General features: G+C 68.1%; 14 protein-coding genes and 2 pseudogenes. 13 read left to right on the forward strand and 3 right to left on the reverse strand.

Annotation, left to right across the window (positions count from 1 at the left end; genetic code table 11):
- The first annotated feature begins 202 nt into the window (after positions 1 to 202).
- From DIE06_RS06160 to DIE06_RS06185, 6 genes are read left to right on the forward strand one after another with little or no spacing between them, the layout of a single operon-like run.
- Positions 203 to 1,033, forward strand: coding sequence for a MetQ/NlpA family ABC transporter substrate-binding protein (locus DIE06_RS06160; protein WP_124660620.1), 831 nt, complete (start codon positions 203 to 205; stop codon positions 1,031 to 1,033).
- A gap of 11 nt (positions 1,034 to 1,044) precedes the next feature.
- On the forward strand, positions 1,045 to 2,463 hold the full coding sequence (locus DIE06_RS06165) for an LLM class flavin-dependent oxidoreductase (RefSeq protein ID WP_124660621.1): 1,419 nt from the start codon (positions 1,045 to 1,047) through the stop codon (positions 2,461 to 2,463).
- An 18-nt stretch (positions 2,464 to 2,481) separates the two neighbouring features.
- Positions 2,482 to 3,684: a methionine ABC transporter ATP-binding protein gene (locus tag DIE06_RS06170; RefSeq protein ID WP_124660622.1), complete on the forward strand. Its 1,203-nt coding sequence runs from the start codon at positions 2,482 to 2,484 to the stop codon at positions 3,682 to 3,684.
- A complete protein-coding gene (locus DIE06_RS06175) occupies positions 3,677 to 4,333 on the forward strand; it encodes a methionine ABC transporter permease (RefSeq protein ID WP_124660623.1) in 657 nt (218 codons plus the stop codon). Before DIE06_RS06170 ends, DIE06_RS06175 begins: the two co-directional genes overlap by 8 nt.
- Positions 4,334 to 4,387: 54 nt before the next feature.
- Positions 4,388 to 5,245, forward strand: a complete 858-nt coding sequence (locus tag DIE06_RS06180) for a hypothetical protein (RefSeq protein WP_124660624.1) — start codon at positions 4,388 to 4,390, stop codon at positions 5,243 to 5,245.
- The gene (locus DIE06_RS06185) at positions 5,242 to 6,453 is read left to right on the forward strand and encodes an acyl-CoA dehydrogenase family protein (RefSeq protein ID WP_124660625.1); all 1,212 of its coding nucleotides are present in this window, start codon (positions 5,242 to 5,244) and stop codon (positions 6,451 to 6,453) included. The genes DIE06_RS06180 and DIE06_RS06185 overlap by 4 nt, the downstream gene beginning before the upstream one ends.
- Before the next feature lie 105 nt (positions 6,454 to 6,558).
- Here the strand turns inward: DIE06_RS06185 and DIE06_RS06190 are convergent.
- Positions 6,559 to 8,287: pseudogene (locus tag DIE06_RS06190) on the reverse strand (YadA family autotransporter adhesin).
- Between the two features lie 536 nt (positions 8,288 to 8,823).
- Here DIE06_RS06190 and DIE06_RS38905 point away from each other — a divergent pair.
- From DIE06_RS38905 to DIE06_RS06200, 3 genes and pseudogenes are all read left to right on the forward strand, one after another.
- Entirely contained in the window at positions 8,824 to 8,994 is a 171-nt protein-coding gene (locus tag DIE06_RS38905) for a hypothetical protein (RefSeq protein ID WP_260433544.1), read from the forward strand.
- Positions 8,958 to 9,194, forward strand: a pseudogene (locus DIE06_RS38910) (DUF2167 domain-containing protein); the annotation flags it as partial. The gene DIE06_RS38905 and the pseudogene DIE06_RS38910, both read left to right, overlap by 37 nt.
- Positions 9,191 to 9,916 carry a site-2 protease family protein gene (locus DIE06_RS06200; RefSeq protein ID WP_124660626.1) on the forward strand — a complete coding sequence of 242 codons (726 nt, stop codon included), beginning with the start codon at positions 9,191 to 9,193 and terminating at the stop codon, positions 9,914 to 9,916. The pseudogene DIE06_RS38910 and the gene DIE06_RS06200, both read left to right, overlap by 4 nt.
- A 66-nt stretch (positions 9,917 to 9,982) precedes the next feature.
- Here the strand turns inward: DIE06_RS06200 and DIE06_RS06205 are convergent, their stop codons facing one another.
- A complete protein-coding gene (locus DIE06_RS06205; protein ID WP_124660627.1) occupies positions 9,983 to 11,374 on the reverse strand; it encodes an MFS transporter in 1,392 nt (463 codons plus the stop codon).
- Positions 11,375 to 11,622: 248 nt separating this feature from the next.
- On the opposite strand from DIE06_RS06205, the gene DIE06_RS06210 reads away from it, so the two are divergent.
- Positions 11,623 to 13,200, forward strand: coding sequence for an aldehyde dehydrogenase (NADP(+)) (locus DIE06_RS06210; RefSeq protein ID WP_124660628.1), 1,578 nt, complete (start codon positions 11,623 to 11,625; stop codon positions 13,198 to 13,200).
- A gap of 195 nt (positions 13,201 to 13,395) precedes the next feature.
- A complete protein-coding gene (locus DIE06_RS06215; RefSeq protein WP_124660629.1) occupies positions 13,396 to 13,947 on the forward strand; it encodes a hypothetical protein in 552 nt (183 codons plus the stop codon).
- Positions 13,948 to 14,088: 141 nt separating this feature from the next.
- Here DIE06_RS06215 and kdgD read toward each other — a convergent pair whose 3' ends face one another.
- Complete coding sequence (gene kdgD / locus DIE06_RS06220; protein WP_124660630.1) at positions 14,089 to 15,003, reverse strand: 5-dehydro-4-deoxyglucarate dehydratase; 915 nt, start codon at positions 15,001 to 15,003, stop codon at positions 14,089 to 14,091.
- Positions 15,004 to 15,233: 230 nt separating this feature from the next.
- On the opposite strand from kdgD, the gene garD reads away from it, so the two are divergent.
- Both garD and DIE06_RS06230 read left to right on the forward strand, forming a co-directional pair.
- Complete coding sequence (gene garD, locus DIE06_RS06225; protein WP_124660631.1) at positions 15,234 to 16,787, forward strand: galactarate dehydratase; 1,554 nt, start codon at positions 15,234 to 15,236, stop codon at positions 16,785 to 16,787.
- Between the two features lie 214 nt (positions 16,788 to 17,001).
- Positions 17,002 to 17,457: an RbsD/FucU family protein gene (locus tag DIE06_RS06230; RefSeq protein ID WP_124660632.1), complete on the forward strand. Its 456-nt coding sequence runs from the start codon at positions 17,002 to 17,004 to the stop codon at positions 17,455 to 17,457.
- The last annotated feature ends 50 nt before the right edge of the window (positions 17,458 to 17,507 follow it).

Raw genomic sequence — 17,507 nt, forward strand, 5'->3', positions numbered from 1 at the left:
ACGTCGGATTGCGCATCGAATCGCGCGCCATATCGCCGCACGCGATTTTCTTCGCACAATCGCTTCGTAGACCGCCTTCCCGCCGCTCTCTATCATCGGCTGACCTTTTCCGATGCGACGACGACTGTCCGGAGAACGCCCGCGCGTTCGCCGCGGCGTCGCTCATCCGTCGATACCGTCTTTGGACAGGAGAGTGGTTCCCATGCTGCGTGCCGTTTTTTTCGCCCCCTTTTCTGCCGGCCGTGTGGCCCGCCTGCTGGCAGCCGCGCTGCTCGGCGTCGTGATGCTGAATGGCGCCCGCGCCGACACCGCGCCGTTGAAGGTCGGCCTCTCGACGAGCCCGCAGATCGACGCGCTGAAGGTCGCCGCGAAGGAGGCGAAGGCGCAGGGCCTCGACGTGCGGATCGTCGAGTTCACCGACTGGAATACGCCGAACGCGGCGCTCGCGAACAAGGACATCGACGTCAACTATTTCCAGCACATCCCGTTTCTCGAGAACGCGAAGAAGCAGGGCGGCTACGACTTCGTCTCGATCGCGCCGGGCACGATCATGAAGATCGGCCTCTATTCGAAGAAGGTGAAAAGCTTTGCCGAGCTGAAGGACGGCGCGCGCGTCGCGATCGCGAACGATCCTGTGAACGGCGGGCGCGGGCTGTTGCTGCTGCAGCGCGCGGGCCTCATCACGCTGAAACCGGGCACCGATTACCGCGCGACGACGCATGACATCGTGTCCAACCCGAAGCATCTGAAGATCATCCCGCTCGAGGCGTCGCAGCTCGCGCGCTCGCTGGACGACGTCGACCTCGCGCAGGGCTACCCGAGCTTCATCAAGCTCGCCGGCACGACCGACCCGAACAGCGCGCTGCTGTTCGACGGCACCGAGAACAAGAACTTCGCGATCCAGTGGGTCGTGCGGCCCGAGAGCGTGAACGATCCGCGCATCCGGAAGTTCATCGCGATCTACCAGCACTCGCCCGCGGTGCGCCGTGCGCTCGACAACGCGTTCGGCTCGCTGTACGCGATCGCGTGGTGACGGGGGGCGACATGACGACGGCGAACCGCAAGAAGATCCTGCTCAACGCGTTCAACATGAACTGCGTCGGGCACATCAACCACGGGCTGTGGACGCATCCGCGCGACCGCTCCGCGCACTACACCGATCTCGACTACTGGGCCGATCTCGCGAAGACGCTCGAGCGCGGCAAGTTCGACGGGATCTTTCTCGCGGACATCGTTGGCGTATACGACGTGTTCGGCGGCGGCCCGGACACCGCGCTGCGCGAATCGGTGCAAGTGCCCGTCAACGATCCACTGCTGCTCGTGCCCGCGATGGCGCAGGTCACGCAACATCTCGGCTTCGGCGTGACCGCGAACCTGACCTACGAGCCGCCTTACCTGTTCGCGCGCCGCATGTCGACGCTCGACCACCTGACGAAGGGGCGCGTCGGCTGGAACATCGTGACCGGCTATCTCGACAGCGCCGCGCGCGGCATGGGCCTCGCGCAGCAGATCGGCCACGACGACCGCTACGAACGCGCGGACGACTATATGGAGGTCGTCTACAAGCTGTGGGAACAGAGCTGGGACGACGACGCGGTGATCCGCGACGCTCAGGCGCGCGTGTTCGCGCAGCCGGGCAAGGTGCGGCGCGTGAAGCACGACGGGCCGTTCTATTCGGTCGACGCGATCCACCTGAGCGAACCGTCGCTGCAGCGCACGCCGGTGCTGTACCAGGCCGGTTCGTCCGCGCGCGGCGTCGAGTTCGCCGGGCGGCATGCGGAGTGCGTATTCGTGAACGGGCAGAGCAAGGCCGCCGCGCGCGCGGCGGCGCTCGATATTCGCGCGGCCGCCGCGCGGCAGGGGCGTGATCCGGCATCGATCAGGATTTTTGCGGGCGTGAGCGTCGTGACCGCCGAGACCGAACGGCTCGCTCGCGAGAAGTTCGACGAATACCGGCGCTACGCGAGCCCGGAAGCCGGCCTCGCGCATTTCGCGAGCTCGACCGGGATCGACTTCTCGAAGTACGGCCTCGACGAGCCGATCTCGTACGTGAAGACCGATTCGATCCAGTCGGCCGTCGACGCGATCTCGCGCAAGAGCACGACCGGCACGTGGACCGTGCGCCGGATGCTCGAACAGATGTCGCTCGGCGGCCGCTATGCGCCGATCGTCGGTTCGCCGTCGCAGGTCGCGGACGAACTGCAGTCGTGGATCGACGAGACGGGCATCGACGGTTTCAACCTGACGCGCACCGTGATGCCCGAGTCGTTCGAGGATTTCGTCGACTGGGTCGTGCCCGAGCTGCAGAACCGCGGCATCTACAAGGAAGACTACGATCCCGCACCGACGCTGCGCGAGAAGCTGTTCGGCGCCGGCGCGCGCCTGCCGGCCTGGCACACGGGCGCGCGGCACCGGCCGGCCGCCGTGCCGGCGCCGGAACCCGCGCATCCCGCGCATGCATGAACGTGACGGAGCTAAGCGATGACGCAATTGTTCGATACGCTGGGTTTCATCGAGACGTCCGCCGTGCGGGCTGGGGCGGGCGTTGGCACGGAGGCGCATGCGTCGCATGCGTCGCATGACGGAGCAGCCGCACGCGCCGACGGCACCGCCGTGTCGCTCGCGCACGTCGGCAAGGTGTTCGCGTCGCCGCGCGGCCAGGCCGCCGCGCTGCGCGACGTGACGCTCGACGTGCGGCGCGGCGAGGTGTTCGGCATCATCGGCCGCAGCGGTGCCGGCAAGTCGACGCTGCTGCGGCTCGTCAACGGCCTCGAACGCCCGAGTTCGGGCAGCGTGCGCGTGCAGGGCGTCGACGTCGGCGCGCTCGACGAGGACGGGCTTGTCGCACTGCGGCGTCGCACCGGGATGGTGTTCCAGCATTTCAACCTGCTGTCGGCGAAGACGGTGTTCGAGAACGTCGCGCTGCCGCTGAAGATCGCCGGCGTGCCGAAGGCCGAGCGCACGCGCAGGGCCGAGGCGCTGCTCGACCTCGTCGGGCTCGCCGCGAAGCGGGACGCGTATCCGGCGAGCCTGTCGGGCGGCCAGAAGCAGCGCGTCGGCATCGCGCGGGCGCTGGTGCACGACCCGGAGGTGCTGCTGTGCGACGAGGCGACGTCGGCGCTCGATCCCGAGACGACGCAAGCGATCCTCGCGCTGCTTGCCGATATCAACCGCCGCCTTGGGCTGACGATCGTACTGATCACGCACGAGATGGAAGTGATCCGCGCGGTATGCGATACGGTCGCGGTGATCGAACAGGGCGAGGTCGTCGAAACGGGGCCGGTGTGGCGCGTGTTCGGCGATCCGCGCCACGGCGCGACGCGCGCGCTGCTCAGCACGCTCGTGCACGACCTGCCGGCTGAACTGGCCGCGCGTGTGCAGCCGTTGCCCGAGCAGGCCGCGCTGCCCGACGGCGCGCAGGTCGTGCTGGACGTCCGCTATACGGGCGAAAGCGGCGGCGAACCGGACGTCGGCGCGCTCGCGGCCGCGCTCGGCGGCTCGGTGCGCTTCCTGCACGGCGGGATCGAGCGGATCCAGGGGCGTGCGCAGGGGCGTCTCGTGATCGCGGCTTCGCCGCGCGCGGACGAAGCAGGGCAGTCGCCGGCACGCGGCGGCGCGGTCGCCGCGTTGCTCGAACGTGCGCGCCGCCACGCGAATCATGCGGAGGTGCTCGGCTATGTTTGAACTCTGGTGGCCCGAACTGCTCGACGCGATCCGCGACACGCTGTCGATGGTCGCCGCATCGGCCGCGATCGCCGCGCTGATCGGCATCCCGCTCGCGGTGGTCCTCGTGACGACCGCGCCCGGCGGCATCTACGCGCGGCGTGGCGTGAACGCGGTGCTCGGCGCGCTCGTCAACGTGTTCCGCTCGACACCGTTCATCATCCTGCTCGTCGCGCTGCTGCCGTTCACGCGCGTGCTGATCGGCACGACGATCGGCGTATGGGCGGCCGTCGTGCCGCTGTCGATCGCCGCGATTCCGTTCTTCGCGCGGATTGCCGAAGTGAGCCTGCGCGAAGTCGATCGCGGGCTGATCGAGGCCGCGCTCGCGATGGGCGCGAAACGCCGCCACATCGTGTGGCACGTGCTGTTGCCGGAGGCGTTGCCCGGCATGCTCGGCGGTTTCACGATCACCGTCGTCGCGCTGATCGGATCGACCGCGATGGCGGGCGCCGTCGGCGCGGGCGGGCTCGGCGATCTCGCGATCCGCTATGGCTATCAGCGTTTCGACACCACCGTCATGGTGACCGTGATCGTGATCCTGATCGCACTCGTATCGACCGTGCAAATCACGGGCGACCGCCTGGTCCGACGCGTGACCCGGCGTACCTGAGCGGTGCCACGAGCGCCGGCTCTTTTCATTGAAGACCCTGAGAGAACGAAACCCATGACCTTGCCTATCGGCGCGCCGCGCGAATGGAACGGACAATTCGAGGAAGCCCTGTTTCTGGACGTCGCACGACGCCATCGTCCCGGTTTCCCGGACAAACTGGCGACGCCGCCGCGCGAGCCGCACAGCGAAGACGAGCTTGCCGCTGTCGCCGACTACTACACGAAGATGGCGTCGCATGACCTGTTCATCGTGCAGGTCGTCGCGAAGGCGATCGACACGCTGTTCCGCGACGATCCGCATTTCCAGCTGATCCTGTCGCGCCAGCTCGGCGACGACGGCGCGCACGCGGTGATCGGGCGCGAGCGCGTGACCGAACTGACGGGCCGCGATCCGTTGCCGGAAGTCGAGCGGCTCGTCGCCGCGCACTGGGACCGCATCGGCGATATCGCGGTGCGCGACGTCGCTGGCTTCCTCGCGTTCGAGTGGCATTACGAACTGCACATCCTCGCGAAGCTGTGGATCCAGCGCAAGACCGGCCGCATCGCCGACGGCGCGATGCGCGAGCACGGCGAGAACCGGATCCGCCCGGACGAGGAGTGGCACCGCGTGCAGATCGTCCAGTGGTGGTTCGACACGTTGAACGCGTTGCCGGCCGCCGAGCGTGACGCGCTGATCGACCGCGTGAGCGCGGCCGACGAGGAAACGCAGGCGCGGCTCGACGGTTATCTGCATGACGAATACGCGCATACCGCGCACGTGTTCGGTGCGGATATCGCCGAATACCGCGCGATCTACGACGACTGGCGGCGCGAGATCCTGTCGCGGCTGACCGGCCGCCGGCTCGGCGCGCTGGTGCCGCTGTCGGGTGAAGTTGTTGCGCACGCAACCCTCGCACAGGAAGTCGTCGCATGAACGATCTCCGCGGCCCGGCGACGCTGGCGCCGGATCCCGATGCGTGCACGAGCGACGCCGATGCGCTGGCACGTGCGATCGATGCGCTGCGTGTGACCGCTGCCGCGCGCGATCGCGCGGGCGGTCATGCCGCCGACGAGAAGCAGTGGCTCGCCGACGCGGGCCTGCTGACGCTCGCGGTACCGCGCGCATTCGGCGGGCAGGAAGCCGCATGGCCTGCGATCTACGACACGATCCGGCGGATCGCGCGCGTCGACAGCGCGCTCGCGCATCTGGTCGGGTTCCAGATCCTGCAGGTGGTGAGCGTCGACGTGTGGGGCAGCGCGGCACAGCGCGAACGCTACCTGCGCGGCACGGTCGAGCATCGCTGGTGGTGGGGCAATGCGGTCAACCCGCTCGACACGCGGCTGGTGGCGACCGCGACGCCGGACGGCGGCTACCGGCTCGACGGCGTGAAGGGGTTCTGCTCGGGAACGCGCGGCTCGCAGCGGATGACCGTGTCCGCGCACGATCCGGAAACGGGTCGCGCCGTGTTCGGCGTGGTGCCGACCGATCGTGACGGGATCACGGTCAACGAGGACTGGGATCCGATCGGGCAGCGCCAGACCGACAGCGGCAGCGTGCGTTTCGAAGGCGTGACGCTCGCGCCGGACGACGTGCTGCACCGGTCCGAGACGCCGCCGACGCCGCGCGCGACGCTGCGCACGCTGGTGTCGCAGCTCGTGCTGACGAACCTGTTCGTCGGGCTCGCGGAGGGTGCGCTGGCCGAGGCGCGTGACTACGTGCTGAACCACGGCCGGCCGTGGATCAACGCGGGCGTCGCGCAGGCGAGCGACGATCCGTATACGCTGCAGCGCTTCGGCGACATGCGCGTGCAGGCGGTTGCGGCGGCGTCGCTGGCCGATCGCGCGGCCGTCGAGCTGCAACATGCGTGGACGCGGCGCGACGCGCTGACGGCCGGCGAACGGGCCGAAGCGGCGCTCGCGGTGTCGGACGCGAAGATCGTCGCGCAGCGCGCGGCGCTCGACAACGGCGAGGCGCTGTTCGATGCGTGCGGCGCCCGAGCGACGGCCGCGTCGCTCGGCCTCGACCGGTTCTGGCGCAACGCGCGCACGCATACGCTGCACGATCCGCTCGACTATCGGTTGCGCGACGTCGGCCGGTTCGCGCTGACGGGGGAGTTGCCGCAGGCGTCGCTGTATACGTGACGGCGACCCTGAACGATCAAGTCGTCGTGCCATCGGCGCCGCAGCGCCGATGGCCGACTTTCCGCGTCGGGAAACCGCTTCCTGACGCGTTGCGCGACAGGCGGCTTACCAGCGGTAGCCGACGCCGGCGCCGGCGCCGAACGAGCCGTGGCCCGAGACGGCGGTCGTCACCGAGCCCTTGACGAGCCATTTCCCGGTCGCGACGGAAAGCCCCAGCGCCATCGCGCTTTGGCCGCCGTACGTACCGCCGCCGAGCGCGACCACCTTTTCACCCGGCAGCACGGCCTGCGGCATGTTCGCCATTGCGATCGCGCTTGCGGTGCCCGCGTTGGCGTCCTTGCGGTACTTCGACATTTCCTCGCGGACCGAGTTGACCGCACCAGTTCAACTGGCGCACGTTCACGCCATCCGTCGGCGCGGTACCGTCCGCCACGTTGGTCAGCTGACGCTCGGCGCCGGGCGACCCGATCGATACCGTGTTGTCGCGGTCGGCAACCGAATTCGCGCCCAGCGCCACGGCGTTGTTCGCGGTTGCGCGGCTGTTCGTGCCGATCGCGGTCGAGTCCGTGCCGGACACGTTCGAGCCCGTGCCGATCGCCGTTCCGTTTGCCGCGGTGACTTTCGAATTCGTGCCGATGGCCGTGCCGTTGGTCGCCGTGACGGTCGAATTCACGCCGACACCCGTACCGTTGTCGCCCGACACGTTCGAGCCGTTGCCGACTGCGGTACCGTTGGTCGCGGTAACCGACGTGTTCGTGCCGATCGCGGTGTCCGTCGGGTCCGTGACGGTCCCGCTCGGCACGCTCGACGAAATCTTGCCGACGGTCGTCGTGAGGTTGGCCAGGTCTGCCGTCAGCGTCGACACCTGATTGGCGATCGAAAAGAGCTGGGAGCCGTTCACCGCATCCGTGCTGGTCGCGCTGATCGCGCCGGCCGCGACGTTGACGATCTGTCGCTCGGCACCGGCGCTGCCTACGCTCACCACGCCGACCGGTGTGCCCGCGAAGCCGCTGTAGGTCACGCCGTTGAGCGCCACGCTGCTGACGGTCGTATAGGCGCGCGTGGTGGCGTTCGAACCCAGTGCGACGGAATTCGCGTTAGCGGCGTTCGCGCCTTCGCCGATGGCGACCGCGTTCGTGGCGGAGGCCGTCGCACGCGCAATGGCGATGCTGCCGGTCGCGGATGCCGAACTGTCGACGCCGAGCGCGACCGCATCGGCCGCGCCCGCGTTGGCCTGGAAGCCGAGTGCCGTACCGCCCGCTGCGATGGTACCCTTGCCCACGGCGGTCGAGAATGTCGCGGTGGCGCTTGCACCTTGCCCGACCGCCGTCGACTGGTCGACCGCTGACGCGCCCTGGCCGAAGGCGGACGCGGTGGCGCCGTTCGCGATGGCGCCGTTGCCGACCGCCGTTGCCTGGGTTCCGGCTGCGCTCGAGACCGCCCCGATTGCCGTGGCCTGATCGCCGGTTGCCACCGCATTTCCGCCGACGGCCGTCGCAAGCGTACCGGTCGCGGCCGCCATGCGGCCGATCGCGACGGTCTCGCTATAGGCGCCGGTCGACGAGCCCGAATTCGCGGCTGCCGCCGTGCCGATCGCGACGTTGTCGCAGCCGGTTGCCGTGGCCGGATACGTGCTGCTTCCCGAAATGGCGATATTGCCGACGCAACCCCCCGACGTTTCGGTCGACGTGCCGTTTTGCACATAGTCGGCCCGAGCGGGCGCGGAAGCGGCGAATGCGACCATGGCTGCGCTGACCGTGACGGCAAGCGCGGCCTTCGACTTCCTCGGTGCGCGTTGTGCCGAATGTCCCAACCCTCGTTGATTCTCGTTCATTTGTTTTCCTAGGCTCGATGTAAAAATCGTGTTGTGGCTTGTGTGGTCTTGCGCGCAATGTCCCGGCCGAGTCGATTTACCCGTGTTTCTTTCGTGACAGGCGTCGATTTTTCGATCTGTAAAATTAAAGGTGTGCTAATCAAATTCAACATTCGCCGGGCTTGAGTTGACGGGAACCGGCGCGGCTACTTGCTTGCTTCTGTTACCGCCACGTCAAGACTTCGCGGATCCGAAGTTCGAGTCGCGACGACGCATTTTGATGGGTCTTGGTCGCGCACATGTTTGCCGCGGCGGCTGAAGGCTATGTTTCGGCAGACATTCGTTGGGCGAGGCGCGTGATGAAACTGCGGGCGATCGCACGCGCTGTGCAGCCGTGTTGCCGATGGCCGCGCCCCGCATTCCATGCCCCGACACGCTCCGACGCTGCGTTACCATAGCCCTCGTGCCGCCTGAGAGACGGCACCGGACCCGCGACCACAACGCCCGGGTCGGATGCCGCGCACGTTCACAACAAGGCATTCCAGGGGAATCCAATAATGAAAAGACTCGCCGTCCGCGTCGCCTGCGTGGCGATGCTCGCACTCGCCGCGACCAGCGGCCACGCGCAAACCGAAGCCGCGCAGGTCGAAATGAGGGCCGCCGCCGCGGCCGCCAACCAGGCCGTCGTGAACGGGACCACGTCGCCGAATACGGCCTCGCGGCGCTGATCGTCGGCGTCGGCGCGAAGAAGCTCGGCCTGCTCGCGCTGATCGGCGCATTCGCCGTGAAGTTCTTCAAGATCGGCGCGGTCGCGCTGCTCGCTGCCGGCGCGGGGCTGAAGCGCTTCTTCGGGCGCAAGCCAAAGGCAGCCGCGGTACCGGTCGTCGCCGATGCGTCCGGCACGCCGGAGGCGGAGCGCAAGGAATGACGAAACTGCTGCTGCTGATCTTCGGGGGCCTGAAGCTCGGCAAGGTGCTCATGTCGGCTGGCACCATGCTGGTGTCGATCGCGGTCTACGCGCTGTTCTACGGCTGGCGCTTCGCGGCCGGTTTCGTCGTGCTGCTGCTGGTGCACGAAGCCGGTCACTACGTGGCCGCGCAGCGACGCGGGCTCGACGTCGGGCTGCCGACGTTCATCCCGTTCGTCGGCGCGTGGATCCAGCTGAAGGAGATGCCGCACGACGCCGAAACCGAGGCATACGTCGGGCTGGCCGGGCCGTTCGTCGGCACGCTCGGCGCGCTGGCCTGCTACGCGGCCGCGCGGCACTACGACAGCAACCTGCTGCTCGCGCTCGCGTATACGGGTTTTTTCCTGAACCTGTTCAACATGATTCCGCTGTCGCCGTTCGACGGCGGGCGCATCACGGCGGTGCTGTCGCCGCGGATCTGGTTCGCGGGCGTGCCCGTGCTGATCGCGCTGTTCGCGTACCGGCCGAGCCCGCTCCTGATCGTGATGGCGATCCTCGCGCTGCCGCAGCTCAAGCGCGCATGGCGCTACGATCCCGATGCGCCGGAAAACCGCGCGTACTACGCGACGTCGGTCGAGACGAAGACGACCTACGCGCTCTGCTACGTCGGCCTGCTCGCGTTTCTCGCGCTGATGACCTCCGGCGTGCACGACATGCTGCGCGTCGCGCATTCCGCGGCCTGATGCAAGGACGGCGGCGCGCTTGCGCGCGGCCGCCGTCGTCCGTATTCCTTCCCTTCCCGCCGAAGCTCACGCGTCGCGGTGACGCAGCTCGACGCGCTTGATGTCCTTCACGATCACGAGATAGCTGAACACGGTGACGAGCGCGTTCAGCCCGACGAACACGAGCGCGCCGTTGAACGAGCCGCTCGCACCGACCAGGTAGCCGATCGCGATCGGCGCGACGATGCCGGCCGTGTTGCCGAACATGTTGAACAGGCTGCCCGACAGGCCGATCGCTTCCTTCGGCGCGGTGTCCGCGACGACGGCCCAGCCGAGCGAGCCGATGCCCTTGCCGAAGAACGACACGGCCATCAGCGCGATCACCAGCACCTCGCTGTCGACGTAATTGCAGCCGATGATCACCATCGACAGCAGCATCCCCCCGACGATCGGGATCTTGCGCGCGAGCGTCAGCGACACGCCGCGGCGGATCAGCATGTCCGACAGCATCCCGCCGAGCACGCCGCCGAGGAACCCGCAGATCGCCGGCAGCGACGTCATGAAGCCGGCCTTCAGCAGCGACATCCCGCGCGCCTGCACGAGGTAGATCGGGAACCACGTGAGGAAGAAGTACGTGAGCACGTTCACGCAGTACTGGCCGAGATAGACGCCGAGCAGCATCCGGTTCGACAGCAGCTGGCGCACGTAGTACCAGCCCGCGACGCGGCTGCTTTCGGACACGGTGCCGTTGCCGCGCGTCCCGGTCGGCCGGCCCGTCGTGCGCACGAGGCCGCCGCCTTGCTCGATATGCTCGAGTTCCGCGCGGTTCACCGCCGGATGGTCGGCCGGATCCTTCATCACGCGCAGCCACAGGAACGCGAGCGCAATCCCGGCGAGGCCGAGCCACAGGTACACGTGGTGCCAGCCGTACGCATGCGTGAGCCACGCCATCAGCGGCGAGAACACCACCGCCGCGAAATACTGCGCGGCGTTGAAGATCGCCGACGCCGTGCCGCGTTCGGCGGTCGGGAACCAGCTCGCGACGACCTTCGCGTTCGCGGGAAACGCGGGTGCCTCGGCGATGCCGACCGCGAAGCGCATCACGAACAGCGCGGTCACCGCGAACGCGGCGCTGCCGCCCAGGCCGATCGTGCTCTGCAGCAGCGTGAACGCCGACCACAGGAAGATGCTGGTCGCATAGACGCGACGCGCGCCGAAGCGGTCGAGCAGCCAGCCGCTCGGTAGCTGCGCGAGCACGTACGCCCAGCTGAACGCCGAGAAGATGTAGCCCATCGTCACCGGATCGATGCCGAAGGCCTTGCGGATGGGCGTGCCGGTGATCGACAGCGTCGCGCGGTCCGCGTAGTTGAGCGTCGTGACGACGAACAGCATCGCCAGGATCCAGTAGCGCACGGCGGTGCGGCGCACGCTGCCGGCGAGTTCGATCGGAAGATCGCGAGATTGAGACTGATTAGGCACTTTAATGTACGTCGTCGTATGACATGACCGGAAGTTTATGGGCAATATCGGGGCGCAGGAACCTCGGGTTTTCCCTTTGATTGGCGGCCCGGCGAGATAAATATTGCGAGCTATCGCCGACTGAATAAAGGATTACGGGCTATCATCGCGGCTCAGGCGCGTCGACGGAATCGTGAAGCAACGTCGGCAGACATCGTATCTGTTGAGCTACAATGGACAAACCATTCCCGAACCACGGAGCACACCCCATGCAACTGACTGGAGAGATGCTGATCGGCGCCGAAGCGGTGGCCGGCTCGGCCGGTACCTTGCGCGCGTTCGACCCGACGAAGGGCGCGCCGATCGATGCGCCGGCCTTCGGCGTCGCGACCCAGGCCGATGTCGAGCGCGCGTGCGAACTCGCGCGCGACGCCTTCGACGCGTACCGCGCGCAGCCGCTCGCGGCCCGCGCGGCGTTTCTCGAGGCGATCGCCGACGAAATCGTCGCGCTCGGCGACGCGCTGATCGAACGCGCGCACGCCGAAACGGGCCTGCCCGTGGCGCGGCTGCAAGGCGAGCGCGGCCGCACCGTCGGCCAGATCCGCTTGTTCGCGCGCGTCGTGCGCGACGGGCGCTTCCTCGCCGCGTCGATCGATCCCGCGCAGCCCGCGCGCACGCCGCTGCCGCGCTCGGACCTGCGGCTGCAGAAGGTCGGGCTCGGGCCCGTCGTCGTGTTCGGCGCGAGCAACTTCCCGCTCGCGTTCTCGGTGGCCGGCGGCGATACCGCGTCGGCGCTGGCGGCCGGCTGTCCGGTGATCGTGAAGGCCCACGAGGCGCACCTCGGCACGTCCGAGCTGGTCGGCCGCGCGATTCGCGCGGCGGTGGCGAAATGCGGGATGCCGGCCGGCGTGTTCTCGCTGCTGATCGGCCCCGGCCGCGTGATCGGCGCGGCGCTCGTCAGCCATCCGGCGATCCAGGCCGTCGGCTTCACCGGGTCGCGGCAGGGTGGCATGGCGCTCGTGCAGCTCGCGAACGCGCGTCCGCAGCCGATTCCCGTCTATGCGGAAATGAGCAGCATCAACCCGGTCGTGCTGTTCCCGGCCGCGCTGGCCGCGCGCGGCGACGCGATCGCGACCGGCTTCGTCGATTCGCTGACGCTCGGCACCGGCCAGTTCTGCACGAACCCTGGCCTCTTGCTGGCGGTCGACGGCCCCGATCTCGACCGCTTCGAGTCCGTCGCCGCGCAGGCGCTCGCGAAGAAGCCGGCCGGCGTGATGCTGACGCGCGGCATCGCCGACGCGTATCGCAACGGTCGCGGCAAGCTGGCCGAACTGCCTGGCGTGCGCGAAATCGGCGCGGGCGAAGCGGCGCAGACCGACTGCCAGGCAGGCGGCGCGCTGTACGAAGTCGCCGCGCAGGCGTTCCTCGCCGAGCCGGCGTTCAGCCACGAGGTGTTCGGGCCGGCATCGCTGATCGTGCGCTGCCGCGATCTCGACGAAGTCGCGCGCGTGCTCGACGCGCTGGAGGGCCAGCTGACGGCCACGTTGCAGATGGACGCCGACGACAAGCCGCTCGCGCGCCGCCTGCTGCCGATCCTCGAACGCAAGGCCGGGCGCCTGCTCGTCAACGGCTACCCGACCGGCGTCGAGGTGTGCGACGCGATGGTGCACGGCGGGCCGTTCCCGGCGACGTCGAACCCGGCCGTCACGTCGGTCGGCGCGACGGCGATCGAACGCTTCCTGCGGCCCGTGTGCTACCAGGACTTCCCGGACGACCTGCTGCCCGAAGGGCTGCAGGAGGGTAACCCGCTCGAGATTCCGCGGCTGCGGGACGGGAAGGCGGAGTGATGATGCGGCGGCTCGGCGCACAAGCCCGGGCCGCTTGCTGAATGCATGAAAGCGGAGGTGGCCGGCTGGCTGCCTCCGCTTTTTTCATCGTGGCTTCCGCGTCGCCGGAATTTCTCCTACAGTAGCGAGGCCTCGGGCCGCACGGCCTGCAGGTGAGCCTGAGAGACCGACAAAAGACCAAGAGGGAACCATCCGATGAACATCAGCAAGCGCGGCGACCACCTGTTCGCCGCCGGATTATGGAAGGCGATCGGCGATGTCGCGCATTCGGTGCGCAGCCGGATCGGCCAGTACAGCGAAGGACGCGTGCTCGCGAATGCGCTGCTGGAATTCCAGCGCGACCTGGGCGGCAGCGAATTCGACGTGACGATCAACCAGGGGCGGCCCGTCACGGGCTCCGACGCGCATTCGCTCGTGTTCGGCCTCGCCGTGCGCCGTTTCAGGCAGGACATGGAAGCGCTGGTGTTCGCGCTCGAGCATCGCCGCGCCATCGACGAACGCGACCAGAGCCTGCGCACCGAAGCGCTGATGCAGGCCAACAGCGCGCTCTTGACCGCGAAGCAATCGGCAACGATCACGGTCGGCCGGTTCTTCGATGCGGTCGTCGACCGCGACGTGCTGGGGCAGATTCTCGGCGGCGAGTCGAACGCCCGCGTGCGCCCGGGCGCGCAGGGGCAGATCGAGGCGACCCGCATCAAGCTCGGCAACGTGCGTCACCGGATCATCGGCGTCATCGCGCAGATGTAGATGTGACCGCGCGCATCCCGGTGGGATGCGCGGCATGGCTGCCGCGGCAAATGACTGCGGCCGGCAAGCGCCGGCCGCGATGCAACAGAAAACACGAGCCGGCCGCGTTGCCGCTAAACGCGCCGCGCCGGCCGTACCCGCTTACTGCGGGCCCATCTTCTTGATCAGCACGTCCAGTTCGGCCATTTCCGCGTCGGTGAGGTCGACGAGCGGCGCACGCACCGGGCCCGCGTCGTGGCCGACGAGCTTCGCGCCCGCCTTCACGATGCTGACCGCGTAGCCCGCGCGGCGGTTGCGGATCTTCAGGTACGGCAGGAAGAACTCGTCGATCAGGCGGCCGACCGTCGCGTGGTCGTCCTTCGCGATCGCTTCATAGAATTCCATCGCCGTCTTCGGGATGAAGTTGAACACGGCCGACGAGTACACCGGCACGCCGAGCGCCTTGTACGCGGCTGCGTAGACTTCGGCCGTCGGCAGGCCGCCGAGGTACGCGAAGCGGTCGCCGAGGCGGCGGCGGATCGTGACCATGCTTTCGATTTCACCGACACCGTCCTTGAAGCCGATCAGGTTCGGGCAACGATCGGCGAGGCGCTCGAGCATGTCGGCGTTCAGCTTCGAGTTCGCGCGGTTGTACACCACGACGCCGATCTTCAGCGCGCGGCACACCTGCTCGACGTGCTCGGCGATGCCTTCCTGGCTGGCTTCGGTCAGGTAGTGCGGCATCAGCAGCACGCCGCTCGCACCGAGGCGCTCGGCTTCCTGCGCGTATTCGATCGCGACGCGCGTCGCTCCGCCGGCGCCGGCCAGAATCGGCACCTTGCCCTTGCAGGTTTCCGTCGCGACGCGGATCACGTCCGAATACTCGCGCTGCGTGAGCGAGAAGAATTCACCGGTGCCGCCCGCCGCGAACAGCGCGGTCGCGCCATACGGCGCCAGCCATTCCAGACGCTCGGCATAGGTGGTCGGGCGAAAGCTGCCGTCCGCGGCGAAATCCGTCAGCGGAAACGACAGCAGGCCGTGGGAAATGATCTGTTTGAGTTCTTGCGGTGAAGTCATGATTGGGTCGTCCGTCTAGCGCGAGTGCTGGGTTCGTCGGGTACGGCATCCGGGCCATATTGGCGATGTCGTTGTATGTCATCGTACAACGCAAGAAAGAGCGACGCAAGCGGTTTGCTGGCTGGCGAAGGATAGGGTCTTTCCGGATAAGGGTTTACGCAGCATCGCAGGGCGGTGTTGAATGTCGTATGATGACTAACGATTTGACCGGTAGCTTCCCAGGAATTCCGATGACTGCTTCCCCTCTTTATATCCGCGTGCATCCGGACGACAACGTCGCGATCGTCGTCAACGACGGTGGCCTGCCCGAAGGCGCGACGTTCGCCGACGGCCTGACGCTGCGCGAAGGCGTGCCGCAAGGTCACAAGATCGCGCTGGTCGACCTCGCGGCGGGCGACCCGATCGTCCGCTACAACGTCGTGATCGGCTACGCGCTCGCGGAGCTGCGCCGCGGCAGCTGGGTCAACGAGCGCACGATGCGCATGCCCGAGCCGCCGGGCCTCGACGACCTGCCGCTCGCCACGCGTGCCGCGCCGCCGCTGGCACCGCTCGAAGGTTATACGTTCGAGGGCTTTCGCAATCCCGACGGTTCGGTCGGCACGCGCAACATTCTCGCGATCACGACGACCGTGCAGTGCGTGTCGGGCGTCGTCGAGCATGCGGTGAAGCGGATCAAGGACGAACTGCTGCCGCGTTACCCGAACGTCGACGACGTGGTCGGGCTCGAGCACACGTACGGCTGCGGCGTCGCGATCGACGCGCCCGATGCCGACATCCCGATCCGCACGCTGCGCAACATCAGCCTGAACCCGAACTTCGGCGGCGAGGTGATGACGGTGAGCCTCGGCTGCGAGAAGCTGCAGCCCGAGCGCCTGCTGCCGCCCGGCGCGATTCCGGTGGCGGCCGACGGCGCGACGGACAACGGCGGCGTCGTGTGCTTGCAGGACGCCGCGCACGTCGGCTTCAACTCGATGATCGACTCGATCATGAAGATGGCCGAATCGCATCTCGAGCGGCTCAATCGGCGCCGTCGCGAAACCTGCCCGGCGTCGGATCTCGTCGTCGGCGTGCAGTGCGGCGGCAGCGACGCGTTCTCGGGGCTCACCGCGAACCCGGCGGTCGGCTTCGCGGCCGACCTGCTCGTGCGCGCGGGCGCGACGATCATGTTCTCGGAAGTGACCGAAGTGCGCGACGGCGTCGCGCAGCTCACGTCGCGTGCGGTGAACGAGGATGTCGCTCGCGAGATCATCCGCGAGATGGACTGGTACGACCGCTACCTGCAGCGCGGCCGCGTCGATCGCAGCGCGAACACGACGCCCGGCAACAAGAAGGGTGGCCTGTCGAATATCGTCGAGAAGGCGATGGGCTCGATCGTGAAGTCGGGCAGCGCGCCGATCGCCGGCGTCGTGCGTCCCGGCGATCGGGCGCGGCAGAAGGGGCTGCTGTACGCGGCGACGCCCGCGAGCGACTTCATCTGCGGCACGCTGCAGCTCGCGGCGGGGATGAACCTGCACGTTTTCACGACCGGCCGCGGCACGCCGTACGGCCTCGCGCAGGTGCCGGTGATCAAGGTCGCGACGCGCAGCGATCTCGCGCGCCGCTGGCACGACCTGATGGATCTCGACGCCGGGCAGATCGCGACCGGCGCGGCCTCGATCGAGGACGTGGGCTGGGAACTGTTCCGGCTGATGCTCGACGTCGCGAGCGGCAAGCGCCGCACGTGGGCCGAGCAATGGAAGCTCGCGAATGCGCTGACGCTGTTCAACCCGGCGCCGGTGACCTGAAGCGCGGTTGCGCCGGCGGACGCCGTGGGCGCCTTCGGGCGCCCGTTTTCGTTGGGGCGGCGCGATTTCCTCACCTCGAACGCAATCGACCACCCGTGCGAGGCCGGCGACGATCGCGGCACGCGAACCCGAAACGTCCGCCGCGCTGTCACCCGGCAGCATCCGGGATCGGGTAACGTATGCGATTCGTTCCCAATCCCGGAGACTTGCCGACATGCTGAAGAACCTCGATCCGCTGCTGCACGCCGACATCCTGCACGCGCTGCGCGCGATGGGCCACGGAGATGAAGTGGCGATCTGCGATGCGAACTTTCCGGCGGAATCCGTCGCCGAGCACACGGTGGTCGGCCGCGCGCTGCGCATCGACGGCGCCGACTCGGCGCGCGTCGCGCGCGCGGTGCTGTCCGTGCTGCCGCTCGACACGTTCGTCGAGACGCCTGCGTGGCGGATGGAAGTCGTCGGCGATCCGGCCGCGGTGCCGCCCGTGCAGCGTGAAGTGCAGGCCGAGATCGATCGTGCGGAAGGGCGCGCGGTGCCGCTCACGGGCATCGACCGTTTCGCGTTCTACGAGCGCGCGCAGCAGGCGTATGCGGTGATCGTCACCGGCGAGTTGCGCGGCTACGGCTGTTTCCTGTTCAAGAAAGGCGTGCTGTTGAGCGACGCGGGTTAGCATCCGTTCCCTTTATTCGCGGCAAAGGACGAACGCGTTTTTCGCGATGC

It is taken from the genome of Burkholderia sp. Bp8998, from assembly GCF_003854235.1.
In the GTDB taxonomy this organism is placed as follows: domain Bacteria; phylum Pseudomonadota; class Gammaproteobacteria; order Burkholderiales; family Burkholderiaceae; genus Burkholderia.